At 58.7% G+C, this 25173-nt stretch carries 26 protein-coding genes; 21 read left to right on the plus strand and 5 right to left on the minus strand.

Going from position 1 to position 25173, the window contains the following annotated elements; translation table 11 throughout:
• The first annotated feature begins 139 nt into the window (after window positions 1–139).
• From rpsP to parE, 18 genes are all read left to right on the plus strand, one after another.
• Window positions 140–391, plus strand: a complete 252-nt coding sequence (rpsP, locus tag O3C79_RS04505) for a 30S ribosomal protein S16 (protein WP_010323408.1) — start codon at window positions 140–142, stop codon at window positions 389–391.
• A gap of 15 nt (window positions 392–406) precedes the next feature.
• Window positions 407–946 carry a ribosome maturation factor RimM gene (gene rimM / locus O3C79_RS04510; RefSeq protein ID WP_010323407.1) on the plus strand — a complete coding sequence of 180 codons (540 nt, stop codon included), beginning with the start codon at window positions 407–409 and terminating at the stop codon, window positions 944–946.
• A gap of 3 nt (window positions 947–949) precedes the next feature.
• Complete coding sequence (trmD, locus tag O3C79_RS04515; protein WP_494384971.1) at window positions 950–1708, plus strand: tRNA (guanosine(37)-N1)-methyltransferase TrmD; 759 nt, start codon at window positions 950–952, stop codon at window positions 1706–1708.
• A 9-nt stretch (window positions 1709–1717) separates the two neighbouring features.
• Window positions 1718–2074, plus strand: a complete 357-nt coding sequence (rplS, locus tag O3C79_RS04520) for a 50S ribosomal protein L19 (protein ID WP_010323405.1) — start codon at window positions 1718–1720, stop codon at window positions 2072–2074.
• Between the two features lie 156 nt (window positions 2075–2230).
• Window positions 2231–3625 carry an aq_1923 C-terminal domain gene (locus O3C79_RS04525; RefSeq protein WP_494384972.1) on the plus strand — a complete coding sequence of 465 codons (1395 nt, stop codon included), beginning with the start codon at window positions 2231–2233 and terminating at the stop codon, window positions 3623–3625.
• Window positions 3622–4551 (plus strand): site-specific tyrosine recombinase XerD, encoded by a 930-nt coding sequence (gene xerD / locus O3C79_RS04530; protein ID WP_494384973.1) that lies wholly within the window; start codon window positions 3622–3624, stop codon window positions 4549–4551. The genes O3C79_RS04525 and xerD overlap by 4 nt, the downstream gene beginning before the upstream one ends.
• Before the next feature lie 60 nt (window positions 4552–4611).
• A complete protein-coding gene (locus tag O3C79_RS04535; protein ID WP_494384974.1) occupies window positions 4612–5343 on the plus strand; it encodes a DsbC family protein in 732 nt (243 codons plus the stop codon).
• Between the two features lie 129 nt (window positions 5344–5472).
• A complete protein-coding gene (locus O3C79_RS04540; RefSeq protein WP_494384975.1) occupies window positions 5473–6774 on the plus strand; it encodes a homoserine dehydrogenase in 1302 nt (433 codons plus the stop codon).
• A gap of 21 nt (window positions 6775–6795) precedes the next feature.
• The gene (gene thrC, locus O3C79_RS04545; RefSeq protein WP_494384976.1) at window positions 6796–8190 is read left to right on the plus strand and encodes a threonine synthase; all 1395 of its coding nucleotides are present in this window, start codon (window positions 6796–6798) and stop codon (window positions 8188–8190) included.
• A 109-nt stretch (window positions 8191–8299) separates the two neighbouring features.
• Window positions 8300–10033, plus strand: coding sequence for a single-stranded-DNA-specific exonuclease RecJ (recJ, locus tag O3C79_RS04550; protein ID WP_494384977.1), 1734 nt, complete (start codon window positions 8300–8302; stop codon window positions 10031–10033).
• Window positions 10034–10141: 108 nt separating this feature from the next.
• Window positions 10142–10321: a hypothetical protein gene (locus O3C79_RS04555; protein ID WP_029511146.1), complete on the plus strand. Its 180-nt coding sequence runs from the start codon at window positions 10142–10144 to the stop codon at window positions 10319–10321.
• 11 nt (window positions 10322–10332) lie between these two features.
• Window positions 10333–11178 carry a deoxyribonuclease IV gene (nfo, locus tag O3C79_RS04560; RefSeq protein ID WP_494384978.1) on the plus strand — a complete coding sequence of 282 codons (846 nt, stop codon included), beginning with the start codon at window positions 10333–10335 and terminating at the stop codon, window positions 11176–11178.
• A gap of 65 nt (window positions 11179–11243) precedes the next feature.
• The gene (locus O3C79_RS04565) at window positions 11244–12116 is read left to right on the plus strand and encodes an EAL domain-containing protein (protein WP_494384979.1); all 873 of its coding nucleotides are present in this window, start codon (window positions 11244–11246) and stop codon (window positions 12114–12116) included.
• Window positions 12117–12170: 54 nt separating this feature from the next.
• Window positions 12171–12803 (plus strand): NUDIX domain-containing protein, encoded by a 633-nt coding sequence (locus O3C79_RS04570; protein ID WP_494384980.1) that lies wholly within the window; start codon window positions 12171–12173, stop codon window positions 12801–12803.
• Complete coding sequence (locus tag O3C79_RS04575; RefSeq protein ID WP_010323627.1) at window positions 12793–13236, plus strand: DUF1249 domain-containing protein; 444 nt, start codon at window positions 12793–12795, stop codon at window positions 13234–13236. The genes O3C79_RS04570 and O3C79_RS04575 overlap by 11 nt, the downstream gene beginning before the upstream one ends.
• On the plus strand, window positions 13233–14021 hold the full coding sequence (locus tag O3C79_RS04580) for a metallophosphoesterase (protein WP_494384981.1): 789 nt from the start codon (window positions 13233–13235) through the stop codon (window positions 14019–14021). Before O3C79_RS04575 ends, O3C79_RS04580 begins: the two co-directional genes overlap by 4 nt.
• Window positions 14014–14637, plus strand: coding sequence for a YqiA/YcfP family alpha/beta fold hydrolase (locus O3C79_RS04585; RefSeq protein WP_494384982.1), 624 nt, complete (start codon window positions 14014–14016; stop codon window positions 14635–14637). Before O3C79_RS04580 ends, O3C79_RS04585 begins: the two co-directional genes overlap by 8 nt.
• A gap of 13 nt (window positions 14638–14650) precedes the next feature.
• Window positions 14651–16546 carry a DNA topoisomerase IV subunit B gene (parE, locus tag O3C79_RS04590; RefSeq protein ID WP_494384983.1) on the plus strand — a complete coding sequence of 632 codons (1896 nt, stop codon included), beginning with the start codon at window positions 14651–14653 and terminating at the stop codon, window positions 16544–16546.
• Window positions 16547–16621: 75 nt separating this feature from the next.
• Here parE and O3C79_RS04595 read toward each other — a convergent pair whose 3' ends face one another.
• Entirely contained in the window at window positions 16622–18718 is a 2097-nt protein-coding gene (locus O3C79_RS04595) for a lipocalin-like domain-containing protein (protein ID WP_494384984.1), read from the minus strand.
• A 221-nt stretch (window positions 18719–18939) separates the two neighbouring features.
• Here O3C79_RS04595 and O3C79_RS04600 point away from each other — a divergent pair, with 221 nt between their 5' ends.
• Together O3C79_RS04600 and mepK are read left to right on the plus strand one after the other, a co-directional pair.
• On the plus strand, window positions 18940–20478 hold the full coding sequence (locus O3C79_RS04600) for a L,D-transpeptidase family protein (protein WP_494384985.1): 1539 nt from the start codon (window positions 18940–18942) through the stop codon (window positions 20476–20478).
• A 67-nt stretch (window positions 20479–20545) separates the two neighbouring features.
• Window positions 20546–21136: a peptidoglycan L,D-endopeptidase MepK gene (mepK, locus tag O3C79_RS04605; protein WP_494384986.1), complete on the plus strand. Its 591-nt coding sequence runs from the start codon at window positions 20546–20548 to the stop codon at window positions 21134–21136.
• Here the strand turns inward: mepK and O3C79_RS04610 are convergent.
• Entirely contained in the window at window positions 21121–21942 is an 822-nt protein-coding gene (locus O3C79_RS04610) for a TlpA family protein disulfide reductase (protein ID WP_494384987.1), read from the minus strand. The genes mepK and O3C79_RS04610 overlap by 16 nt on opposite strands.
• A 141-nt stretch (window positions 21943–22083) precedes the next feature.
• Between O3C79_RS04610 and O3C79_RS04615 the strand changes: the two genes are divergently transcribed.
• Entirely contained in the window at window positions 22084–22551 is a 468-nt protein-coding gene (locus O3C79_RS04615) for an LEA/WHy family protein (protein ID WP_139044308.1), read from the plus strand.
• Here the strand turns inward: O3C79_RS04615 and O3C79_RS04620 are convergent.
• The 3 genes from O3C79_RS04620 to O3C79_RS04630 form a co-directional block, all read right to left on the minus strand.
• A complete protein-coding gene (locus O3C79_RS04620) occupies window positions 22537–23412 on the minus strand; it encodes a ChaN family lipoprotein (protein ID WP_494384988.1) in 876 nt (291 codons plus the stop codon). The genes O3C79_RS04615 and O3C79_RS04620 overlap by 15 nt on opposite strands.
• Complete coding sequence (locus tag O3C79_RS04625; RefSeq protein WP_494384989.1) at window positions 23409–23738, minus strand: hypothetical protein; 330 nt, start codon at window positions 23736–23738, stop codon at window positions 23409–23411. The genes O3C79_RS04620 and O3C79_RS04625 overlap by 4 nt, the downstream gene beginning before the upstream one ends.
• 303 nt (window positions 23739–24041) lie before the next feature.
• The gene (locus tag O3C79_RS04630; protein WP_494384990.1) at window positions 24042–25121 is read right to left on the minus strand and encodes a hemin-degrading factor; all 1080 of its coding nucleotides are present in this window, start codon (window positions 25119–25121) and stop codon (window positions 24042–24044) included.
• Between the last annotated feature and the right edge of the window lie 52 nt (window positions 25122–25173).

Genomic DNA, 25173 nt, shown 5'->3' on the forward strand with positions numbered 1-25173 from the left:
AAGGGCGGCGCTTTCCCGTAGAATTGCCGCCCTGTTTAATTTGGCCTTCGTTTATCCTGGGCAGTACGGCTGGGGAAACGGAGAATTCTAATGATGGGCGATCTCAAAACCCATCCGGCGAAATAAAGGGGTCCAGCGCATGGTCACTATTCGTTTGTCTCGCGGTGGCGCTAAAAAGCGTCCTTTCTATCACATCACAGTAGCTGATTCGCGTAATGCGCGTGACGGCCGCTTTATTGAGCGTGTTGGTTTCTTCAACCCGCTGGCTCGTGGTCAGGAAGAGCGTCTGCGCGTAAACCTGGAACGTGTTGAGTACTGGGTTGGCAAAGGTGCTCAGGCTTCTGAGCGTGTTGCTCAGCTGCTCAAAGACGCACGCAAAGCAGCAGAGTAAGGTCGGATTCAGGCCGTGTCAGTAACAAGTGAAAACGCCGATGATCTGGTTGTACTGGGTCGTTTCACCGCTCCTTACGGCGTCAAAGGGTGGATCAAGGTCTACTCTTACACCGACCCGATGGAGAACATACTGAACTACAGCTCATGGCAGGTGGAGTGCGACGGGCGTCTGACGCCGGTCAAACTGGAAGCTGGCAAGCGCCATGGCAAAGGTCTGATCGCCAAATTGGCCGGTGTAAACACTCCGGAAGAGGCACGTCTCTGGAATGGGCGCGAAATCAAGGTTTCCGCTTCCGAGCTGCCGCAACTGGAGACCGGTGAGTATTACTGGAGCCAGCTGGAAAACCTGTTGGTATACACCGAATCCGGCGTATTGCTGGGACGGGTGAGTCATCTGATGGAAACCGGCGCCAATGACGTGCTGGTTGTTAAGGGTACGGCCGAGAGTATTGATCGCCAGCAGCGATTGATCCCCTGGCTGCCTGATCAGGTGGTGAAAGAAGTAGATCTGAACTCGGGAAGTATGCGGGTCGATTGGGACCCCGATTTCTGAGTCATGTGGTTCGGAATTGTCAGCCTGTTTCCGGAGATGCTCGAGGCGGTTACCCGCTACGGCGTCACCGGAAGGGCAGTGCGCAACGGACTGGTCAGTGTGGAATGCTGGAATCCCCGCGATTTCACCCATGACCGCCATCGCACCGTGGATGACCGCCCCTATGGCGGTGGCCCCGGCATGCTGATGAAGGTCCAGCCGCTGCGCGATGCAATTCACGCTGCCAAGACTGCTGCCGGCGAGGGCGCCCGGGTGATTTATCTGTCACCTCAGGGACGCAAACTCGACCAGGTGGGAGTCTGTGAACTGGCTGCCAGCGACAAGCTGATACTCGTGGCCGGGCGTTATGAAGGTATTGATGAGCGCCTGCTGCAGAGTGAAGTGGATGAGGAGTGGTCACTGGGTGACTTTGTCCTCAGCGGTGGTGAGCTGCCGGCAATGGTAATGGTGGATGCCGTGTCTCGCATGGTCCCGGGAGTACTGGGGCACAAGGATTCGGCGATCGAAGACTCCTTCTTTGAAGGGCTTCTGGATTGTCCCCATTACACACGCCCTGAAGAGCTGGATGGCCAAACGGTGCCGCCGGTTCTGCTCAGTGGCAACCATGCGGATATCCGCCGCTGGCGCCTGCAGCAGCAGTTGGGACGTACCTGGGAGCGTAGACCGGACATGTTGGAAAAGATCGAGCTGAACCCCGAACAGCAGACGTTGTTAAGCGAATATATCCGCCAGGCCCAAGGGGCCGGCGGGGGCAAAATTTAGGAGCAAGCAATGAGCAACAAAAGCGCTATTATTCAGCAGATCGAAGCTGAACAGATGAGCAAAGAAGTCCCGGCTTTTGCACCGGGCGATACCGTTGTCGTACAGGTACGTGTTGTGGAAGGTTCTCGTAGCCGTCTGCAGGCGTTTGAAGGTGTTGTTCTGGGCAAGCGTAACCGCGGCCTGAACTCTGCTTTCACCGTTCGCAAAATCTCCCACGGTGTGGGCGTTGAGCGTACTTTCCAGACTTACAGCCCGACTGTTGAACAGATCGAAGTCAAGCGTCGCGGTGACGTGCGCCAGGCTAAGCTGTACTACCTGCGTGAGCGTAGCGGTAAGTCTGCGCGCATCAAGGAAAAGCTGGGCTAAGCACGAGCCCTCTCGTGTCCAAGCAAAAAAAGGCAGCCTTAGGGCTGCCTTTTTTGTTGCTCCCTGTTTACGGTTTTTCTTGATCTTACCCCTCGCAATTAACATAAGCACTACCTAGAATTGAACCTTTAGCAACTGAATGGAACGAGGTGTTGCATGCGCAGGCTTGGAACTCTGCTTGTGGTGCTGGTATTACTGGTAGGCGCTGCTTATGGAATCTACTGGTACAAGGTGAAAACCAGTATCGACGACCTGGTGGAGGCTGCTGCACCCTTTGCACAGGTCAGTTATGGCGCCATCTATGCCCACCCTGATGGTACTGTGGGTGTAAACAAGCTTGAAGTGACCCCTTCCGGCTCCTATGAGCCCATTACGGTTGATGCCGTGCGTGTGCGTCCCGGTAGCCCCATGTACTGGCTTACCGGTGGAGATGAGCCGCCGGAAACCCTGAATGTACACTTTCAGCGTCTGGAGCAGGGCCTGAACAGCGGTGTCCTCAAGGCGATGCAGCAGCAGATAGACCTGCAGCGTGAAGCCAATCCTCTACATGTCAGTCCCACGGCACTGGCCTGCGGTGATGTACGTCATCTGGATGTGAACGCTCTGCGCGGCATGGGCTACCGTTCGCTGGAGACCGATCTGAATCTGCATTACAGCGGTGACCAGCAGACTCGCAAACTGGAATTCTCCATCTTGGCCGATATCGATGGCCTGGCTGAGCTCAAGTTTGATATGCGTTTCAGCGCCGACCCGGATCAACTGCGTAACCCCATGCAGGCGACCGGCACTGCGCGTCTGGAAAAATTTGAGCTGAACTATACCGATAAGGGCTATAACTCTCGTTTGGCTGTCTTCTGTGCCCGTGAAAGCGGTGTCACCGCTCCGGAATACCGTGCCGAGCATTTCCGTCTTTATCGTGCCTGGCTGGATTCCAACGGTATCGAAATTCCTGACAGCTGGTTCCAGGCGTATCAGGACCTGCAGGGCAAGGGCGGACGCCTTACGGTGTCACTGAACCCGATCGGTGGTTTCGGTGCCGGTGAAATGATGATGGCGCAGGATCCGGTATATCTGATTCAGAAGGCCAACCCGGCGGTTGAAGTGAATGGCAAGCAGCTGCCACTGGACGGTGTTGACTGGATGGCGCTGATCACTCAGGTGAGCCAGGCCGGTAATGCAGCGGCCATCGCGCGCGAGAATGGTGCCAGCGAAACCGTTGAAGAACCGGATGCCGACGTTGAAGCAACAGACGCCGAAAGCGTTGCAGACAGTGCCGAGACGCCGGCTGAAGCGGCGCCGGCAGCGGTATCTTCGCGTTCATCCCGCCGCCAGCAGCCTGAAGCGAGAGGCTTTAAGCTGACGCCCAAGGAACAACTGGGGGACCACCTGGGAGCTCAGGTGCGTATCTTTACCTACTTTGGCCGTGATGTATCCGGTCAGCTGGTGTCGGTTGACAGTGATGGCATTCGCGTTTCCCAGCGCTTGGCGCAGGGTAGGGCCGAGTATCCGCTGGAGTTCTCACGTATCGAGCAGGTTGAGGTTTATCGTTGAGCGTTGACGGGCGTAAAACCCGTCAGCGCCCTGCTGCCGCTGATCAACAACTGGTCGAGCTTTGGCTCAACAGCCTTTGGCTGGAAAAGGGGCTCAGTGATAATTCACGTGCCTCCTACCAGCGCGATCTCTGGCAGTACGCTGTCTGGCTCAATACGCGTAATACGGGCCTGCTTCAGGCAGGCCGCAGCGAGTTACAATCCTATCTGCACTGGCGCCTGGAGCAGCAGCTGAAAAGCAGTTCGACCTCGCGCCTCTTGTCCTGCCTGCGCGGCTTCTATCGTTTTCTGTTGCGTGAGCGCTATCTGGATGTTGACCCTACGTTGAATCTGGATAACCCGCGTCCGGCGCGCCCGCTGCCAAAAACACTCAGTGAAGAAGAAGTGGAACGGCTTTTGGCTGCACCTGACTGCAGCGATGTGCTGGGCTTGCGCGATCGCGCCATGCTGGAAGTGCTGTACGCTTCAGGGTTGCGTATCAGTGAGCTGGTAGGGTTGCAGCTGGAGCAGGTTAATCAGCGCCTTGGCGTCATTCGGGTGGTCGGCAAGGGGGACAAGGAGCGACTGGTGCCGGTCGGCGATGAGGCGCTGAACTGGCTTGAGCGTTACCTGCAGCAGTCACGCGGGTTGCTGGCTCAGAATACCCGGGAAGAGGGGCTGTTCTTGAGTCAGCGTGGCCAGATGATGACGCGCCAGGCATTCTGGTACCGGATACGACGCTATGCGGTGGAAAGCGGCATCGACAAGCCCCTGTCACCCCATGTGCTGCGCCACGCCTTTGCTACGCATCTGATCAATCATGGCGCTGACTTGCGCGTGGTACAGATGTTGCTGGGCCACAGTGACCTCTCGACCACTCAGATATATACCCATGTGGCCAATCATCGTCTCCAGAGCCTGCATCGGGAACATCACCCGCGCGGTTAGGAACTATCTGGAGCGAGTATAATCAAACTTTCAAATCAATACGGAAATACAGAGGCATTCATGCGATCCCTTACCCTGACATCTGCGCTCATGCTGGCCATGACCGGCACCGCCTGGGCGGTTGATACCGCTGAAGAAAAGATCAAACAGCAGCTGAACCGGGTGGACAGTCGCCTCAAGGTTGAAAGTATTGAGCCCGCACCGCTGGCAGGTCTGTATGCGGTAACGCTGAATAGCGGCGAAACCCTGTACTCCGACGGTCAGGGACAGTATCTGCTGGCCGGACAACTGTACAAGGTAGAAGAACAGGGCCTGGTAAATCTGACTGAAGAGAAACGTGCGGAGCAACGCGTTGCTGCCATGCAGGCGCTCTCCGAAGACGATCAGGTGGTGTATAAGCCGGAAGGCGAGGTGAAAGCCACCATCCATGTGTTTACCGATGTTGACTGCCCTTACTGCCGCAAACTGCATGATGAAGTCCCCGCCCTCAATGAGATGGGCGTACAGGTGAATTATCTGGCGTTCCCACGTGGCGGTCAGGGCTCGCGCGCCTATACCACCATGAACAGCATCTGGTGCGGTACGGCCGAAGAGCGCCGTGAGCGTATGGATGAAGCCAAGTCCGGTGGTAGCGTGGACGAGGACAATTGTGAAACGCCGGTCATGGAGCAATTTGCCCTTGGCCAGAAGCTGGGTGTCACCGGTACACCGGCGTTGGTACTTGAAGATGGTCGCCTGCTACCGGGTTACGTACCGGCTGAACGGCTGAAACAGACGCTTAAACTCAACTAAGCATGAAACAGGCGGTATCCGAGGCGGGCATGCGTAGTGCATGACCCGCCTTTTCGCTATACTGGAGCCCATTTTTTAACCGCCGGCTGGCGGTGACACTCTCTGACCGAACATTCTGCGAGGTGTGGCTTGAAACCTGTAAAAGTAGGGATCTGTGGCTTGGGTACCGTCGGTGGCGGTACGTTCAATGTTCTGACACGAAATGCGGAGGAAATTTCCCGCCGTGCCGGACGCCATATCGTGATTGAACAGATCGGGATGCGTAGCGAAAACCCGAACTGCGATACCACCGGTATGCAACTTACCGCAGATATCTTCGAGGTTGCCACGAACCCGGAAATTGATATTGTCATTGAGCTGATCGGCGGCTACGACACTGCGCGTGATCTGGTGATGACTGCCATCGAAAATGGCAAGCACGTAGTGACAGCCAACAAGGCGCTGATCGCTGTGCACGGTAACGAGATCTTTGAAGCGGCGCAGGAACAGAACGTCATGGTGGCGTTTGAAGCCTCCGTTGCCGGCGGTATCCCGATCATCAAGGCGATCCGTGAAGGCCTGTCTGCCAACCAGATCAACTGGCTGGCCGGCATCATCAACGGTACCGGCAACTTCATCATGACTGAAATGCGTGAGAAGGGCCGCGAGTTTGCCGATGTACTGCAGGAAGCTCAGGCACTGGGTTACGCTGAAGCCGATCCCACCTTCGACGTTGAAGGTATCGATGCCGCGCACAAGCTGACCATCCTGTCATCTCTGGCATTCGGTATCCCGCTGCAGTTCAGCAAGGCCTACACCGAGGGTATCAGCAAGATTACCCCGCAGGATATCCAGTACGCTGAAGAGCTGGGCTACCGCGTCAAGCACCTGGGTATCACCCGCCGTACCGACAAGGGTATCGAGCTGCGTGTACACCCGACCCTGATTCCGAAAAACGTCCTGCTGGCCAATGTGAATGGCGTCATGAACGCGATTCTGGCTGACGGCGATGCGGTGGGCCAGACCATGTACTACGGCCCGGGCGCTGGTGCCGAGGCTACGGCTTCCGCTGTTGTTGCTGACGTCGTGGATGTGGTTCGTACGCTGACGGCTGACCGTGACAACCGTGTACCGCACCTGGCCTTCCAGCCGTCTGCGCTGTCTGATGCGCCGGTACTGCCGGTGGAAGAAACCACCAGCGCCTACTACCTGCGCCTGCAGGCGGTTGAGCGTCCGGGCGTACTGGCCCACGTGACCCGCATCCTGGGCGAGAAGGGCATCAACATCGAAGCGATCATCCAGAAGCAGACCACCGAAGCACAGGTGCCTGTGATCATGCTGACCCAGCGTGTGGAAGAGCGCATGATGAATGAAGCGATCCGCGAAATCGAAGCGCTGCCGGATATCCTGGGCGAAATCGTCCGTATCCGTGTCGAGCTGCTGGCGGACTGAGGCTGATTTAGGAAGAAGAACATGAACTATATCTCTACTCGCGGTCAGGCACCGAAACTGAAGTTTGCTGATGTTCTGCTGGCCGGTCTGGCCAGCGACGGTGGCCTCTACGTACCGGAAGAACTGCCCAAGTTCAGCCAGGACGAAATCGCCTCCTGGGCGGGTCTGTCCTATGCCGAGCTGGCGTACAAGGTAATCAAGCCGTTCGTGGATGACTGTATCAGCGACGCCGATCTCAAGCGCATGGTTGACGAGACCTACGCCGCGTTTAACCACAGCGCTGTGGCACCGCTGAAAGAGCTGGGCACCAACGAATGGGTGCTGGAGCTGTTCCATGGTCCGACACTGGCGTTCAAGGACTTTGCACTGCAGCTGCTGGGCCGTCTGATGGATCATGTGCTGGCCGAGCGTGGCGAGCGTCTGGTGATCATGGGCGCGACCTCCGGTGATACCGGTTCTGCAGCCATCGAAGGCTGCCGCCACTCCGATCACCTGGATATCTTTATACTGCACCCCTACCAGCGTGTATCTGAAGTACAGCGTCGCCAGATGACCAGCATCCTGGAAGACAATGTCTTCAATATCGCGCTGGAAGGCAACTTCGACGACTGTCAGGAGATGGTGAAGGACAGCTTCGCCAACCAGGACTTCCTCAAGGGCATGAAGCTGGGCGCAGTGAACTCCATCAACTGGGCGCGCATCATGGCCCAGATCGTTTACTACTTCTCCGCCTCTCTGGCTGTGGGTGGTCCGCACCGTCCGGTATCCTTCTCGGTTCCGACCGGTAACTTCGGTGATATCTTCGCCGGTTACCTGGCCAAGCAGATGGGTCTGCCGATCCAGCAGCTGGTGGTGGCAACCAACCGTAACGACATTCTGCACCGCGTCATCAGCGGTAATGACATGTCCAAGGGTGACCTGGTGCATACCCTGTCTCCGTCCATGGATATCATGGTCAGCTCCAACTTTGAACGTCTGCTGTTTGATGTTTACGACCGTGACGGCGCGGCCATCAACGACCTGATGGCACGTTTCAAGACCGAATCCGTGCAGCTTGATCCGGCGCAGTGGGACAAGGTACGTGAACTGTTCGACAGCTATGCTGTGAACGACGATAGCACCTGTGACGTGATCAAAGAGGTACACGCGGAAACCGGTTACCTGCTGGATCCGCACACGGCGATCGGTGTCAAGGCGGCGCGTGAATGCTGGCGTGACAAGTCCGTGCCGATGATCACCCTGGCGACGGCGCATCCGGTCAAATTCCCGGAACCGGTGGTCAAGGCCGGTCTGGAATCACCGCAGCTGCCGACGCACATGGCGGATCTGTTCGAGCGTGAAGAGCGCTATGAAGTGCTGGCTAACGACCTGTCCAAGGTCCAGGGCTTCATCGCGGGCCACGTGCACCGCGACTGATCGGCACAACGCCTGATCTCTGGCCTGTTCCGGCGCTCTGCCGGGCAGGTATACCGGGCCTGCGTGGCCCGGCTCTCCTTTCCTTGCCCCTTCTGGCGGATCTGTGTGCATGAGTGTGTCTGACCCGATCATTGAACAGCGGCCGTTTCAGGTCGACCCCAGCCATCCCGGTTTGGCCGGACTGGACCCGGTACTGGCGCGAGTCTACGCCGCCCGTGGCATTGATGACCCGGCCCTGTTGGGGCGTCGCCTTCAGGAACTTCTGCCTGATAGCCAGATGAAAGGGGTGCCGGCAGCGGTCGAGCGTCTGCTCAAAGCCTTTGAACAGCAGGAAAAGATCCTGATTGTCGGTGATTTCGATTGTGACGGCGCGACCAGTACCTCGGTGGGTCTGCTGGGCCTGCGCATGCTGGGTGCCGCCGAAGTGGACTATCTGGTGCCCAACCGCTTTGAATATGGTTATGGGCTCAGCCCGGAAATAGTCGATGTGGCGGCACAGAACAAGCCGGATCTGGTGATTACGGTAGATAACGGCATCTCCAGTATCGAAGGTGTGGCCCGTGCCCAGTCACTGGGTATCGATGTCATTGTCACCGACCACCATCTGGCGGGCGCCGAATTGCCCGATGCCTGTGCCATCGTCAACCCGAACCAGCCCGGTTGCGACTTCATTGCCAAGTCCACCTGTGGCGTAGGCGTGATCTTCTATGTCCTGATCGCCCTGCGTCGTGCGCTGGATGAGCGTGGCTGGTTTAACGGCAAGGCGCCCAATCTGGCCAGCCTGCTGGACCTGGTGGCGCTGGGTACGGTTGCTGATGTGGTGCCACTGGAGCGCAATAACCGGGCGCTGGTATGGCAGGGGCTGCAGCGCATCCGTGCCGGTCAGGCACGACCGGGCCTGCTGGCGCTGATTGAAGTCTCCGGCCGTAACCGCAGCCGTCTGGTCGCCAGTGATCTGGGCTTCGCCATCGCGCCACGGCTGAATGCGGCCGGGCGCCTGGAAGACATGTCCATCGGCATTGAATGTCTGTTGGAAGAGGACTATGACCGCGCACTGGAAATGGCGCGCTCGCTGGACGATCTCAACAAGGAACGTCGTGGGATTGAGCAGGAGATGCAGCACCAGGCACTGGAACTGCTGGGCCAGCTCAGCCTCAATGATCAGGAACTGCCGTTCGGCCTTTGCCTGTATGACGAGTACTGGCATCAGGGCGTGATCGGTATTCTTGCCTCCCGTATCAAGGAGCGTGTGCACCGTCCGGTGATCGCTTTTGCGCCCGGCGATGATGGCGAGATCAAGGGATCGGCCCGCTCCATCAACGGTTTTCATATCCGTGACGGCCTGGATGCCGTGGCTGCCAAACACCCGGGCCTGCTGAAGAAATTCGGCGGCCATGCCATGGCGGCTGGCATGACCATAGCAGCCGATGACCTGCCGGCCTTCCGAGAGGCTTTTGATGTCGAAGTGCGGCGGCAACTCGATGCTGCCGACCTGACCCAGCGCATTCTTACCGATGGTGAACTGGCGGAAGCCGAATTCAGCATGACACTGGCGGAAGAGCTGCGCAACGCAGGCCCCTGGGGGCATCAGTTCCCCGAGCCGCTGTTTGAAGGCCGCTTTCACCTGCTGCAGCAGCGTATCGTCGGCCAGCGCCACCTGAAAATGGTGGTTATGCCCGAAGGCGGTACCCTGGCGCTGGATGCGATCGCCTTCAATGTGGATACCCTGGTCTGGCCGGATGAGTCCGTACAGCGGGTACGCCTGGTCTATCGGCTGGATGTGAACGAGTTCCGTGGCCAGCGCACCTTGCAGCTGATGGTGGACTGGATCGGTGTGGACTAATATCCAAGGCTGATTTCGGGGTGTTGTTCGACCGCGGCTTGGGCTAGGATACGCGCCCTGTTTTGATCGCCCATTTAACCGGCCCGACCCTGGCCGAGGAGTATTTCCATGCATGAACTGACTCTGGATGAACTGACTGCACTACTGAACGTATTTGATCGTGCCGGCGACACTCAGGATGCAGTTGAATCCGATCTGCTGACCCGTCTGAAAGCGCATCATGCCGAGAAGGAAGAGCTGGCGTCGATGGATTTTGATGATTGCCTGGGTGGCGCCTGCAAGCTGTAAGGAACGTCGAAATGTACTATATCGGTGCCCATGTCAGTGCTGCCGGTGGTGTTGAAAATGCGCCGCTGAACGCTGCCAGAATCGGGGCCAATGCTTTTGCCCTGTTCACCAAGAATCAGCGCCGCTGGGAAGCCAAGCCGCTGACCAGCAAGAGCATCAAGGCGTTCAAGGCCAACTGTGAACGTCTGGGCTTCAGTGCGGACCAGATTCTGCCCCATGACAGCTATCTGATTAACCTGGGGCACCCGGAAGAAGAGCCGCTGGCGAAATCCCGTGCGGCCTTTCTGGACGAGATGCAGCGTTGTGAACAGCTGGGGCTGAAACTGCTGAACTTCCACCCCGGTAGTCATCTGAAGAAGGTGGATGAAACCACCTGTCTTAGCACTATTGCCGAGTCGATCAATCTGGCGCTGGCGCAGACGGAAAACGTGGTCGCGGTGATTGAGAACACCGCCGGTCAGGGCTCCAATCTGGGTTTCCGTTTCGAGCAGCTGGCCGCGATCATCGATCAGGTGGAAGACAAGTCCCGCGTGGGCGTCTGTCTGGATACTTGCCATACCTTCGCGGCGGGTTATGACCTGCGTACGCCGGAGGCCTGTGCCCATACCTTTGCCGAGTTTGAACGCATTGTCGGCTTTGAATATCTCAGGGGCATGCACCTGAATGATTCCAAGGGCGCGCTGGAAAGCCGTATCGATCGTCACCACAGCCTGGGGCAGGGTGAAATTGGTTGGGCACCCTTCGAGTTCATCATGCAGGACAGCCGTTTTGAAGGCATCCCTCTGGTTCTGGAAACCATCGAGCCTGAGATCTGGGCGGATGAAATCCAGCATCTGCGAGCGCTGGCTGCGGCCTGATGTCATTTCCCTGTCATTAAACTTCAATAGGCTTCTGCCCTCGATTCAACAGGGTGGAAGCGGGCATGCAGTTAGCCTATACACAACAGTTTCCTCGACGGCAGGACCTTGAGCGACAGGAGCTGGAACGCATCCTGTCGCGTGAGCTGCTGCGCCCTCACTTCCAGCCCATTATGGATCTGCGCAGGGGCGAGCTGATCGGTCATGAAGCGCTGATACGTGGACCTGAGGGCAGTCCGCTGCAGATGCCGTCGGAACTGTTTCGCTGTGCCATCGAGCAGGGCCGCCAGCAGGAGCTGGAGCTGCTGAGCCGCAAGTGCTCGCTGCAGGCCTTTGCCGATTTCGAGCCCGGTCACAAGCTGTTTCTCAATGTGACCGCCTCCCTGCTCAGCTCACCTGACCATCAATATGGCTTTACCGCCGATCTGCTGCGCCAGCTGGGCATTCCCATCGAGATGATCGTCATCGAGCTCTCCGAGCAGCATCCGTTTGATCAGCATGGTCTCACCCGAGCAGCTGTTGAGCACTACCGCAATATGGGCTTCAGCATCGCCATTGATGACCTGGGTGCCGGCTACTCAGGGCTGAAACTCTGGTCAGAGCTGCAACCGGAATACGTCAAAATCGATCAGCATTTCGTGCGCGGCTTGCACCAGGACCCGGTGAAGCGGGAGTTTGTCCACTCCATCAGCCGTATTGGCCGTAATCTGGGCTGTCATGTACTGGCCGAGGGCATTGAAGAAGTCGCCGAAATGCGCACCTTGCAGACCCTGGGTATCGAGTTGGGGCAAGGCTATCTGCTGGGGCGGCCCGAGCAGCAGCCCAGAGCCCGGCTCAGTCGAGCACAGATCCGTCGCCCGCTGCCGGGCCGCTGGCAGCAAAGTATCCAGCGCGGCCTATACTCAATGCTTCCGCCTCGCAGCTGGTTCGGTTTTTAGCGGCGCTTCGCTAGTGGTATAGTCGCGTTTTCATAATGCGACGCGAGAGCACCAATGTCTGAGAACTGGGCGCCGATATTCGACGAGCGCGATGTCCGACTGGAGCAGGATGAGCCGCTGTATCAGGGCTTTTTCCGCTTGCACCGACTGACCTTGAGCCATCCCCGCTTTGAAGGCGGCCGGGTGCGTATTCAGCGTGAAATACTGGACCGTGGCGATGCTGTCTGCGTACTCATGTACGACCCGGTTGCCGATGCGGTGATACTGGTGGAGCAGTTCCGTGCCGGTGCTCTGGGCAAGGCAGGCAGTCCCTGGTTGCTGGAACTGGTCGCCGGCATTGTCGAGCCGGGTGAAACCCCGGACGATGTGGCCCGTCGCGAAAGCGTTGAAGAAGCCGGTGTTGCCCTTGGGCAGGTGTTTCCCATCACCGGCTATCTGCCCAGCCCGGGCGGCTGTGATGAATGGATCGAACTCGTCTGTGCGTTGGTGGATTCCCGAGGGGCAGGCGGCGTGCATGGACTGGAGAGCGAAGGCGAAGATATTCGCGTGCATGTGATCAGTGCGACCGATGCCTTTGCCCTGGTGCGTAATAACAAGCTGATGAACGCCGCAGCCATCATTGGCCTGCAGTGGCTGGAACTCAACCATGGACGGCTGCAACAGATGCGGATGTCCGATGAAACGTAAGTATGTACCCGACCTCAAGCGCCAGATGGCGCAGGGGGAAGCCAATTATCTGCGCCTGCTGAAACTGCTGCCGGATCTGGACAGCTGTGACCAGCGCGAATTTCTGGTTGAGCTGGATGGCCAGCGCGTGCGTGTGCGCCTGGAAATTGATGAGCGCTTTACCTACACCACCAGCGTGGTGGTATCTCAGCAGTATGAAAATGCTTCCGTCTGGCTTGAGTCTCCGCGACTGGTGGTACGGCTCTACCATGATGCCCGTGTGGCGGAAGTGATCTGCACCCGCCAGCGCCGCCAGTTGTCTGGCGTATACAGCTACCCCAACCAGCAGATGCGTTATCCCGATGAGAAGGCCCAGCTCAATGCGTTCCTGGGTGAATGGCTCAGCCACTGCCTGGCCCACGGCCAGCTGCTGGAAGAGGTGTTTGCCGAGTGAGTCAGCGCGTTCTGCAACTGAGCGACTGTCACCTGCCGGCGCAGCCGGGCACTCTTTATCACGGCCGGGATGCTGACCAGACGCTGACTCAACTGGTTCAGCAGCTGGGCCATATGCCCCGTTTTGACCTGACTCTGCTGACCGGTGATCTGGTGCACCATGCCGGGCCGGATGCCTATCAACGTTTGCTGGAGCAGGTTGCACCGCTGCATTCCCGTTTGCACTGGCTACCGGGCAACCATGACGACACTGCTGCCATGGCGGCGGTAGACGCTGGTCGCATGCCGGGCGGGAAGCGTCTCGACCTGGGGGGCTGGACTATCCTGCTGCTGAACAGCACGTCCAACCCGGACGGGCGTGGCAGCGGTGATCTGGCGACTGAAGAACTGAACTGGCTGCAGGCAAGGCTGCAACAACTGCAGGACCGTTTTGTCCTGCTGGCACTGCACCACAACCCCACAGCAACAGGCACGCCCTGGCAGGATGCAACCCGGCTGGGTAATCCCGACGCGCTGGAAGCCCTGGTGGCGGCCGCACCCCAGGTGCGTGGTTTGATCTGTGGTCACCTGCATCAGGCGCACGCATTGGAGTGCGCGGGTCGCCCGCTCTGGTCGGCGCCGTCCACGGTCGTGCAGTTTGCTGCCGGGAGTGACAGGCTTGAGGTAGAAACACAGCCGCCGTTGTCCACACCCGGCTGTCGCTGGTATGAATTACAGGATGATGGGCGCATTGATGCCCATCTTGTTCGTTTATCCACAATCGAAGAGAGCATGACGCATGGCTGAGCCCCTGATTATTTATGCACATGGCTTTAACAGCTCGCCTCAGTCAGCCAAGGCTCGGTTGATGCAGGCCGTGATGGATAAGCAGGGCTGCGGTGATCGACTGCGTGTCCCGGCGCTGTCGCACTGGCCGCTGGAAGCCATGGCCCAGCTGCAGGCCGAAATCGATCAGGCGGATGGTCCGGTAACACTGGTGGGCAGTTCACTGGGCGGGTATTACAACACCTGGCTGGTGGAACATAATCCCGGTGTGAGGGCGGTGCTGGTGAATCCGGCGGTGCGTCCTTACGAGCTGCTGGAAGAGTGGTTGGGGACCAATACCAACCTCTACACCGATGATAATTACGAGCTTACCGAGACCCATTTGGAGCAGCTCAAGGCTATATACTGTCCACAGCTGCAGGATCCGTCCCGCTATCTGCTGCTGGTGCAAACTGCCGATGACACCATCGATTACCGTGAGTCGGTGGATAAGTTTGCCGGCAGTCATCAGTTTGTGCAGCCCGGTGGCAGCCATGGATTTGAACAGTTCGAGGCGCTGATTCCGGCCGTGCAGGCCTTTGCCGAGGGCAGAGTGGAACTGCCCGAACCCACGCCCTTGCCGGTCGCCTCTCTCTGAACAGGAAGATTCAATGTCGAAGCAATACAATGCCGAAGCGATAGAAGTTCTCAGTGGCCTGGATCCGGTGCGCCGCCGTCCGGGCATGTACACCGAGACGGATCGCCCCAACCACCTGGCTCAGGAAGTGATCGATAACTCGGTCGACGAGGCGTTGGCAGGTCATGCCAGCCAGATCGAAGTGACGCTGCACGATGACGGTTCACTGAGCGTGGCCGACAATGGCCGTGGCATGCCGGTGGATATTCACCCTGAAGAGGGTGTCAGCGGGGTCGAGCTGATCCTGACCAAGCTGCATGCCGGCGGCAAGTTCAACAACGACAACTATAACTACTCCGGCGGTCTGCATGGTGTGGGTGTGTCCGTAGTGAACGCCCTGTCCAAGCTGCTGAACGTGGAGATCAAGCGTGGTGGCAAGGTGTACCGTATCGGCTTTGCCGACGGTGACAAGGTCTCCGAGCTCGAGGTTACCGGCACCTGTGGCCAGCGCAATACCGGCACCAGCCTGCGCTTCCTGCCGGACCCCAAGTACTTTGATACGCCCAAGTTCAATACCACTCGCCTGAAGCACAACCTGCGCGCCAAGGCCGTGCTGTGCCCGGGCTTGAAGGTGATCTTTACCGACCTGAGCAGCGGCAAGAAAGAGCAGGAAGAGTGGTACTACGAAGATGGCCTCGAAGCCTACCTGCGCGGCACCACCCAGGTATATGAAACTCTGCCGGCGGAACCCTTCACCGGCAGTCTGCAGGGTGAGGAAGATGCCGTGGAGTGGGCGGTACAGTGGCTGGCCGATGGTGGTGAGGTGACTGCCGAAAGCTATGTGAACCTGATTCCTACCGCACAGGGCGGTACCCATGTGAATGGCATGCGTACCGGTCTGCTGGAAGCGATGCGTGAGTTCTGCGAGTTCCGCAACCTGCTGCCCCGTGGCGTCAAGCTGAGCCCGGATGATATCTGGGACCGCTGCTGCTACATCCTGTCGGCCAAGATGCGTGACCCCCAGTTTGCCGGCCAGACTAAGGAGCGCCTGTCCTCACGCCAGATTGCCGCCTTTATCTCAGGTGCCGTGAAGGATGCCTTCTCGCTCTGGCTTAACCGTCATGTGGAAGAGGGTGAGAAGCTGGCTGAACTGGTGATTGCCAGTGCCCAGCGTCGCATGCGTGCCGGTCGTAAGGTCGTACGCAAGAAGGTGACTCAGGGGCCGGCGCTGCCCGGCAAACTGGCCGACTGTTCCGGTGCCGATGCCAGTCAGTCTGAACTCTTCCTGGTGGAAGGTGACTCCGCTGGCGGCTCTGCCAAACAGGCACGTAACCGTGAATTTCAGGCAATCATGCCGTTGCGCGGCAAGATCCTGAACTCCTGGGAGGTAGACCCCGGTGAGGTACTGGCGTCGCAGGAAATTCATGATATCTCTGTGGCTATCGGGGTCGATCCCGGCTCGGACAAGCTGGATGGGCTCAGGTACAACCGTATCTGCATTCTGGCCGATGCCGACTCCGACGGCCTGCATATCGCTACCCTGCTGTGTGCGCTGTTTGTGCGCCACTTCAAGCCGCTGGTCGCAGCCGGGCATATCTTTGTTGCCATGCCGCCGCTGTATCGCATCGACTTCGGCAAGGAGGTCTATTACGCCCTGGATGATGCCGAGAAAGACGGTATCGTCGAGCGCATTCGGGCCGAGCGCAAGAATGCCAAGGTGGGTGTGCAGCGCTTCAAGGGGTTGGGTGAGATGAATCCTCTGCAGCTGCGTGAGACCACCATGTCGCCGGATACACGCCGCCTGGTTCAGCTGACGCTGGATGCCGGTGACGATACGCTGGAAATCATGGATATGTTGCTGGCCAAGAAGCGTTCCGGTGATCGCAAGCGCTGGCTGGAAGAGAAGGGTAACCTGGCGGAAGTGATCTGATTCCGCACCCTTCTCCTAAACGAAAAACGCCGGGCAATGCCCGGCGTTTTGGTTTTCACCCTGAAACGTTCGTGATCAGGAACGCGGTACGTAGTGGAACAGGCTTTCGCTCTCATCATCGCTGTACAGGCAGCGGAAGCCTTCATCCATCGGCACCAGTACGCACTGGCTGCTGATCAGCTCGTCGTTGTTCCACTCCTGGTCGCAGCTGTCACGGCTGACGCTTTCCTGAGCGGTCATGCTGAGCAGGTTGCCGTTCTGGCTCCAGGTGTACTGGCTACGATAGAGGTCACATTGACCGTCGTTGTAGCGGTATTCACCGGTACCGTCTTCACGGATCTCTTCAGTGCCCATGGGCTCGCCGCCCTGGCAGTCGTAGCTCTGATCCAGGATCTGGTAGTTGCCGACCGGATTCACGCTGGCCAGTGCCTGAGGGTCAATGCTGAACGCCATGTTGGTGCTCAGGCCCTGCTCGGCAAAGTCCAGTGTGTAGTTCAGATTGGCACCCTGCATACGCAGCATGTTGGCAACCTGTGCCTGGGCCACACAGCCGCTGGCGGTGCCGGTTTCCAGCTCGCCTGCGAACTGTGACGGGATGCGGTCGACCAGATCTGCCAGACGGCCGTAGTCCGCGCCAAAGCGGGTCAGTCCATTGGCATCCAGGCTTTCATCCTTCAGGCTTTCGGCGGCACGGCTGGCCTGTTCACCGGTGAAGGCGACCAGGTGCTGTCCCTGCATGCCCGCTTTAAGGCTCAGGCCCGGTGCGACAAAGGACAGGTCCACATCGGTGAGGCTGCCGTCGGTCGGGATCTGGATCTGGCGGCCCATGGGCGACATGGCCAGCAGGCCCAGCAGGGAGTTGGGGTTATCGGTGGCCACACTGAACAGGAAGTCCAGGTTGTTCGGCTGCAGTGTATTTGGATCGATATCCAGGTCATACAGTGAGAAGCCTGCACCTTTGGTGCCCTGTACCATACCGGTGAACATGCCCATCATGGCCGGGTTGGCGCTGCTCAGTTGCTGTTGAGCCTGTTGCAACTGGGCGCAATCGGTCTGGTAACCCTGGAAGCGCTGCATCAGGCTGGTGGCCGTCGGAATCAGGTTATCTACATTGATGCCAAAGCCCATGTTGAAGATCGAGTCGCTGCCCGCGGTGTGACCGGGCAGGTGGCCACGCAGACCCTGCAGTGAGGTCAGTACCTCCTTGTTGGTCAGCTCCAGTACGGACAGGCTGTCGATCGCCAGGGTATCGCCGGAGGCGACACGGGTATTACCGGCTACCAGACGCGGCACATTGGCCACCAGTGACGTCAGGTCGCTGCGGCAGGCAGCGTCCAGGTTGGCAGTAGGCAGGGTTTCGCCCTGGGCGTCCATCAATGCCTTGAGGTCCCGTCCCAAATCGTTGCTGTTGGGGTCGAGCATACCCTGTGCCAGGCGTTCAAAATGGATCAACGCCAGCATGCTGTTGTCGAAACCGTAGGTTTTCTGCATCTTGTCCAGCTCACCGCTGTCGGCCAGTGACTGTTCCGGTGCGGTCATGGCCAGACGCTGCAGCTGGTCGGCTTCCTGGTCGAGGAAGTGGAAGGCAGAAAGGGTCGCGACGCCATCGCGCACATTCACGGCCAGTTCCAGTGCTTTGTCGTCTTCCTTGGTGAGGCGCCAGAGTTTGACCGTGCTGCCATCCAGCGTGACTTCACGCGGCTGCAGGCCACTGCTCTCGGAAGCGCGCTCGAACACTTGCCAGAAGGTCTCTTCGTTTTTGACACCAAAGCGCACAACCGGGATCAGGCCATCCATGTAGATCGCCTGGGGTTTGGTCAGGTCCAGCCCGAAATGATCCATGAACATGCCATAGTTGGTGGCATTGCTCAGGAAGTCACGCAGCAGCTCTGTGGCGAAGCGGGCCTGGGGTGTTTCTTCGCGACCCCAGTTGTCCATCTCTCTGAGCAGCTGCTGCATCTGAAACTGTGACTGTGCCATCAAGGGCATCTGGCGAAGTTGTTCAACCTGTTTGGCCTCAGCTTGGCCGCCCAGGTACAGCACGGTGTCAGCCGGTACAAAATCGGTCAGTTGCGTGCTGCCCGCCGGGGCTGCGCCGAACCATCCCTGCTGCCATGCCAGTCCTGCCCCTGCGGCAGCTACAAGCACACCCGCGCCTATCCATTTATTCATTAGAAACTCCCTTGCTTCGGGTTGTGTTGGAGATTGACGACGACCTTGAAAACCCCGCCGTTACTAGCGGTGAGCATAGCATTATCCGAGAACAGGCTATAGTGAAGATGTTGCGCCAAAGGGTAGAAACGATGATGGCTGGATGGCAAAAAATGAGGGTCGCTCTGCTGCTGTGCTTGTGGCTATTGGCTCCGGCTGTTGCACGCACAGAGGGGGGGAACGTGCCCCCTGGCAGCGCGCACTTGTCAGAGCAGTCGGTCGACCAGTCTGACCTCCAGACGTTCTATCAGGCGCTGGGCGGGAAGCGCATCTGGTTTGATGAGCAGGGCGAGCCTTTTCTGCAGCGACAGCAGCAACTTGAAGCCTGGGTCATGCTGTCCTACGAGCAGGGGCTGGATCCCCAGACGTATGGGTTAAATGAGCTGTCAGCAGGCCATTTGGCCCGAATTGGCCCGGAGCGGGAATACTGGCTGACACAGCAGTTTCTCAAGCTGGCGCGTGACTTGAATGGTCCCGCACAGGTTGGCAGCAGTGATACCCAATGGCACTTTGACCATGCCAAACTGGATGTGGCTCAGTTGGCGCAGCGACTGGCTCAGGGGGAAACGGTGGATCAGCTGCTCCGTTCCTTGCTGCCCCTTGCACCTGAGTATGCGCGGCTGCAAACCCTGTATCGAGATCTGTTACGCCAACAGAGTGCCTATGTGCCAGAGTTGCCACTGCCGGATCAGTTGATTCGGCCGGGACAGCGGCATCCGGTCGTGCCTCAGCTGCGTCGCTGGTTGATTTGGCAGCACTGGCTGGCACCGGTTTCGGCGGTGGATAGTCCGGAGGCATATGACGAGGAACTGGTCGCCGCCGTGCGAGAGTTCCAGCAGCGCAACGGGCTCAAACCCGATGGCATTCTGGGGCCGGAAACAGGCGCTGCGATGCAGCGCTCGGTAACGGACCGGCTGCAGCAGGTCCGGGCCAACCTGTTTCGTTGGCGGGCACTGCCGCGGCAGCTGGGCAACCAGTATGTGCTGGTCAGGACCGGTGCGTATAACCTGGATCTGGTCGAACAGGGGCAGCCGGTACAGCGCCACTCTGTCATCACCGGACAGCCGCGGCGGCCGACACCATCTTTTGCGGCCAGCATCCGACGCCTGACCTTCAATCCCTATTGGACGGTGCCCTTTCGCATCGCGGTGGAAGACCTGCTGCCGAAACAGCAGGTTGATGAGACGTACCTGACTGGAAAACAGATAGATGTTCTTCAGCGCAGTGAAACCGGTCAATGGCATGAGGTGGCCTCATCAGAGGTGGACTGGAGCGGTCTATCAAGGCGTAACTTCGACTACCTGTTGCGACAGCGCCCGGGGCCGGGCAACAGTCTGGGGCGCATGCGGATGGATATGCCCAATCCGTACAGTATTTTTCTGCACGATACGCCGCAGCAGCACCTGTTCGATGAGTCCCGGCGCGCATTCAGTTCCGGCTGTGTCCGGGTGTACCGTATTGATGAGCTGGCACAGAGGCTCGCGGGTGAAGAGGCTGTTGCCGAGGGGTTGGGCCAACCGGATCGGCGTTACCTGTCATTGCCGGCAGCCATCCCTGTGTACCTGGTCTACCTGACGACCTGGGTAGATGAAACAGGCAAGGCGTATTATCACCCGGATGTGTATGGCCGTGATCAGGCGCTGCAGCAAGTGCTGGGTCCTATACCTCAGGCACCGGCGGCGGAATTGGTGAAATTGGCACGGAATGTGATTAAAAAGTAGTCAGCTGGTTGCGTATTGGTTAAAATTCGCACAATTTTGATTCTTCCAGCTGTAACCGAGGTGACTGATGCTGTTGACCCCGCGCCGATTCCAAGTAGATCCCGATGCTCAACCTGAATGCCGTCAGCGGCGCCGCATCCTCGGAACAGTCGCAGCAACGGCTGCGGTGATGCAGGTGCCGGTGGCGCGGGCCAATATTCGTCCGCTGCAGGGGCGGCATCTGAAGTTTGACCACTTGCACACCGGCGAACGCCTGGATACGACTTACTGGTCAGAGGGCAGCTACTTGCAGCGCAGCCTGGCAGATATCAATCATCTGCTGCGTGATTTCCGCACCGGTGAAGTGCACCCCATCGACCCGCGCCTGCTGGATCTGCTGCATCATCTGCAGCAGCAGACCGGCAACACTAACCCCTTCCAGATCATTTCAGGCTACCGTTCCCCCAAAACCAATGCCCAGCTGCGCTCATCCAGCAGCGGTGTCGCCAAGAAAAGCCTGCACATGCAGGGCAAGGCACTGGATATCCGCTTGCCCGGCACCTCACTGTCACACCTGCATAAGGTTGCCTGTGAGGCCAAGGTCGGCGGCGTGGGGCTGTATACCGGCTCCAACTTTATCCACATCGATACCGGGCGTGTCCGTTACTGGGGCAGCTGATCCGGTAACAATCGACCCAGTTTGTCCTTCAGGCTGGCTGCCGAGAGTTCACCCAAATGTGAATCCTGCAGCTGGCCCTGGGTATCAATGAACAGTGTTGTGGGCAGTGCGCGTGAACCGTAGTGCTGGCCGATGGCATTGCGCTGGTCAAGCAGGACGTTATCCAGCTCCACGCCCAGCTCCATCAGAAAGGCATCGATGGTGACCGCATCTTCCCCCAGGTTGGCGAACAGGAAGTGAACCTCGGGATGTGATTGCTGAGCATCCTGCAGCACCGGCATTTCACGCACACAGGGCGGACACCAGGTCGCCCAGACATTGAGTACCACCGGCTTGCCGGCATAGTCCTGCAGGTTTACCTCCTGCCCCTGTTGCGACATCAGCACCATATCCGGCAGGCTCTGCTGGTTCTGCTGGATATGAGACAGCGGCACCGCCGTAGTACCCCAGGTGATGCCGCCACAGAGCAGGGCAATACCGAGCGGTCGCCGCAGCGCCGGCTGGCGCCAGAAACAGAACAGCGTGGTGGCAATACCGGCCGCCAATCCGCTGATCCACCAGAAGCCGCCGTCACGAATGTCGATGATTTGCACCGGGTCGGCCAGATACTCCTCACTGTAGCGCATTACGAAGCCGAGACGTGCACCCAGGGCTGCAAGCAGTACAATCAGAAACAGTGCACTTTCCGGGTTCTTGCCACCTTTGCGACTGCTGACCCAGCCGGCAAACAGGGCGATCACCAGGGCGATCAACAGCAGCAGGTGATCCATTGACAGTGCGAAGGGGCCGAGGGCCAAAGATTGCATGGGGTTCTCCTTGAGGTGGTCCAGCTGTGCAGGGCTGAAAATACATTGATGCCAGTGAGACCCCTCTCAATGGCCGGGGTTCAGCTAAGCTTCATTCAAGCGCGCCTTCAATGGCAAGCATATCAAGTTCGGAGGTAGGACGTGCAAATACAACTGCGTGCAATGGTGATGGCGTTAATGGTGCTGCTGGTGACGGGCTGTGCCGGTATTCAGCCGACACAGGAAGCCCCCACAGTGGATGTGATCGGTGTGCGACTGGATCCGCAAAGCCAGGGCGCCGTGCCGCGTTTTCTGATCAGCCTGCGCGTGTTGAACCCGAACCGCCAGACGCTGGCCCTGGAAGGGGTTCGTTATCATCTGTACCTGCAAAACCAGCGCGTGCTCAGTGGTGTGAGCAACAATCTGCCCGCCATTCCCGGTTATGAAGAAACCACCCTGGAAGTGGGAGCAACGCCAGCATTGTTCGGCAGCGTGCGTCTGCTGCAGGAGCTGGCGGGTACGCCGGGCCTGAAGGCGTTGGACTACCGGGTAGAAGTGAAGCTCGACAGCGGTGGGATGAGTTGGCCGGTCAATGTTGAGCGTGAGGGTAAGCTGTCACTCAGCCCCTGAGGAGGCTGAGTGTCGGGATGCCAGCCCGGCACAGTAATCCTGCTGGGGAGTGGCGCGGGTGAACAACAGATAGTCCACCGGTGTGTAGCCGCTCAATCCCTCGGGAATATAGTCTTGCGGACTGGGTTTGTCCGTTTCTATGGACACCATTAATACACTGACCAGAGGTCGATCCAGCCAGCGTGGAATGCCCAGGTCATTGCGGGCATGGATGCCACCGGTCAGCATCACGCCGGTGCGCTCCGGTGTCGAGTAGCGCCTTAGCTGTTCGGCCATGGCCTGGTCGCGGGCCAGTTGCACCTGGCGCATGCCATCCAGCCCCGACGTGGGCATCTGTCCACAATGGCTTTCGTAAAGGAGATCTCGCATGAAGTCGCTGTGCTCGGTCTCCAGTTCACCCTCGGGAGCCCCCTCACGATAGGCCCGTCGCTGGGCATCGCGGGGCAGATCGGCGGCTACCACGGCGGGCGAAAGATCAAGCGCTGTGCGCACCACGGATTCATACAGATCCCAGTCCCACCCTTGCTGCCATTGAAGCTCGTCCGGTGATACCTGTTGGCCGCGGCCCAGGGCGTCATCCAGGGCATCCTGCTGCGTCTGATCGGCCATTTCCAGTGCAACGGCACCCAACTGCTTGCGCTTGGCCAGCTGCTGCAGCCATTGTGTCTGAATTGCATGATGTTGCGGGTGGTCGTGCTGTTCACCCAGCAGCAACCAGCCACCGGCAGGCAGCCGATCAAACAGGGTTGCAACGGGCAGGAAGCGTGCTTCCTTGAGGCTCCAGAGCTTGCCTTCCAGCGGTTCGGCCTGCACCTGCAGGCCCAGTAACAGAACCATCAGGCAGCACAGATAGCGGATCACGAATGGCTCCGCCCGCTTTTAACGTCCAGATAGTCGCGAGAGATGACACTTTCCAGTGCGTTAACGGCATCGACCAGTTCCTGGAAGGTTTCACGGCGGTGCTTCAGCTCCTTGATGGACTCGGGGGCCGGTGCTTCACCCTCACTGCCATCGGCAATCGACAGCAGCGTTTTGATGTAGTCGGCGCGGGCGTGGGCGACCATGGCAAGGACCGGCTTGAGGTCAGCCAGTGCCAGTTCGGGCAACAGTGGGTTGATCACCTCGCGATTGATATCACGCCGATGTTTCTCCAGTTCCAGCAGCAAACGGTTATTATCGGTAGACATGGATCTCTCCTTGGCATGAGGCGGAGGCGCACCATGTGCCTCTTGATCAGGCTGAGTTATGCACAGCGCACCCGTACGGCTGTTTATCTGTGCAGACAGTTTTCAACAGCCCCTGGGTTGAATCTAGCATACCCATCCGGGATGGGAAGCCCCCTCGGGGCGGGGGCAGGTTCGCAGGGTCCTGGCTGAGCGTTGCCAGTGTGCTGTTGTCGGCATTGGCCAGCCGCTCCGCCGGCGAGGGACTATGGTCAGTCAGCATAAGTGCCAGCAGGGCAGCAAAGACGATTAACGGCCAGTGAAGTTTCATGCGCAGGCTCGCTCCGGTTTGAGGGTGGATTCAGCCAATTGACGCCAGGCAGTGGACTCGGGTTTACCCGGCTGACGTACACCAAGGAATTGGGCGGCGCTGTTGCCGTTGTCGGTATAGAGTTCAAGCGAGGTCAGGGTGCCATCACGAGAGGGTTTGCGGACCAGCCAGGCAGATGCGATGCGCTCCATATCCAGGTGCAGGTTGAACTCGGGGTCCAGCACATTGAGCCAGTTTCCGACCATTTTGACCCTGTGGATAGGGCCTGAGTGGATCTGGATATTGCCGCGGCTGCCGACAAAGCACATCAGCGGCAGCGCGTCGCGTGCAGCCTGCTCCAGCAACGGCTTGATGCGGCCAAGGGCAACAGGCTCGGCCCAGGGGGCGCCCACCAGACGAAACGCCTGCTGGCGTGAGACACCGTGCTCCTTGAGCAGACCAAAGAACTGATGTTCATTACTGAGGCTCGACCAGCGGCGGGTCAGTGCGCGAACATCCACCCGGCTATCAGCCAACTCGGCAACAGCAGGCTGCTGAGGCTCAAAGGCCAGCGGCGTTGTCTGATCTTCTGCACGGAATTGCTCCAGTAACTGGAAATAGCCCTCAAAGTGGGTGTCGGGCAGGAGAAATATCTTTTGTACCGCAACGCCGTACTTGTCGAAGAACTGCAGGCTATACCGCATGCCGCTCGCCAGCGCTTCGGCGACAGCAAAACCCTGGTGCCAGTGATTGAACAGCAGGCGCAAATCGATCTTGCGATCATTGCCGATCACCAGACCCACGGGGCGTTGGATATGGGCGTGAGGGTAGTGCCCCTTGCGCTCATGCACGGCAGCCTCGTTTCGTGTCAGCGTGAGAATAGGGCCCAGGCGATGTAACTGTTCAACCAGCTGTGGGAAGTTGTCTTTGAGGCGCAAGCGTTTACACCCCAGTTGGGCATCGGTCAGCTCCGCTTCTGTCAGGTTCAACTCGGCCGCCAGTTCGCGCCGGCGCAGGCGGCGTCCGCTATCGACCAAACTGGTGTAGGCGTGCTGGAGTTCGGCAAAGGGGGAGGTGTAATCAAACAGAGTATTCATACCAGTCGCTCTCCTTGCGCGGCAATTGGGCTGCGCCGGGGTGGTGCTTTGG

This window comes from Marinobacterium sp. NO-S09 (assembly GCF_059179545.1).

What these genes read in the sequence shown, in the direction of transcription:
- O3C79_RS04570 (WP_494384980.1), top strand. Translation starts at nt 12,171, where the DNA reads ATGTCTGAGAACTGGGCGCCGATATTCGACGAGCGCGATGTCCGACTG.
- rpsP (WP_010323408.1), top strand. Translation starts at nt 140, where the DNA reads ATGGTCACTATTCGTTTGTCTCGCGGTGGCGCTAAAAAGCGTCCTTTC.
- O3C79_RS04595 (WP_494384984.1), bottom strand. Translation starts at nt 18,718, where the DNA reads ATGAATAAATGGATAGGCGCGGGTGTGCTTGTAGCTGCCGCAGGGGCA.
- rplS (WP_010323405.1), top strand. Translation starts at nt 1,718, where the DNA reads ATGAGCAACAAAAGCGCTATTATTCAGCAGATCGAAGCTGAACAGATG.
- O3C79_RS04525 (WP_494384972.1), top strand. Translation starts at nt 2,231, where the DNA reads ATGCGCAGGCTTGGAACTCTGCTTGTGGTGCTGGTATTACTGGTAGGC.
- O3C79_RS04555 (WP_029511146.1), top strand. Translation starts at nt 10,142, where the DNA reads ATGCATGAACTGACTCTGGATGAACTGACTGCACTACTGAACGTATTT.
- O3C79_RS04610 (WP_494384987.1), bottom strand. Translation starts at nt 21,942, where the DNA reads ATGCAATCTTTGGCCCTCGGCCCCTTCGCACTGTCAATGGATCACCTG.
- O3C79_RS04625 (WP_494384989.1), bottom strand. Translation starts at nt 23,738, where the DNA reads ATGTCTACCGATAATAACCGTTTGCTGCTGGAACTGGAGAAACATCGG.
- thrC (WP_494384976.1), top strand. Translation starts at nt 6,796, where the DNA reads ATGAACTATATCTCTACTCGCGGTCAGGCACCGAAACTGAAGTTTGCT.
- parE (WP_494384983.1), top strand. Translation starts at nt 14,651, where the DNA reads ATGTCGAAGCAATACAATGCCGAAGCGATAGAAGTTCTCAGTGGCCTG.
- O3C79_RS04575 (WP_010323627.1), top strand. Translation starts at nt 12,793, where the DNA reads ATGAAACGTAAGTATGTACCCGACCTCAAGCGCCAGATGGCGCAGGGG.
- recJ (WP_494384977.1), top strand. Translation starts at nt 8,300, where the DNA reads ATGAGTGTGTCTGACCCGATCATTGAACAGCGGCCGTTTCAGGTCGAC.
- O3C79_RS04535 (WP_494384974.1), top strand. Translation starts at nt 4,612, where the DNA reads ATGCGATCCCTTACCCTGACATCTGCGCTCATGCTGGCCATGACCGGC.
- mepK (WP_494384986.1), top strand. Translation starts at nt 20,546, where the DNA reads ATGCTGTTGACCCCGCGCCGATTCCAAGTAGATCCCGATGCTCAACCT.
- O3C79_RS04630 (WP_494384990.1), bottom strand. Translation starts at nt 25,121, where the DNA reads ATGAATACTCTGTTTGATTACACCTCCCCCTTTGCCGAACTCCAGCAC.
- trmD (WP_494384971.1), top strand. Translation starts at nt 950, where the DNA reads ATGTGGTTCGGAATTGTCAGCCTGTTTCCGGAGATGCTCGAGGCGGTT.
- nfo (WP_494384978.1), top strand. Translation starts at nt 10,333, where the DNA reads ATGTACTATATCGGTGCCCATGTCAGTGCTGCCGGTGGTGTTGAAAAT.
- O3C79_RS04565 (WP_494384979.1), top strand. Translation starts at nt 11,244, where the DNA reads ATGCAGTTAGCCTATACACAACAGTTTCCTCGACGGCAGGACCTTGAG.
- O3C79_RS04585 (WP_494384982.1), top strand. Translation starts at nt 14,014, where the DNA reads ATGGCTGAGCCCCTGATTATTTATGCACATGGCTTTAACAGCTCGCCT.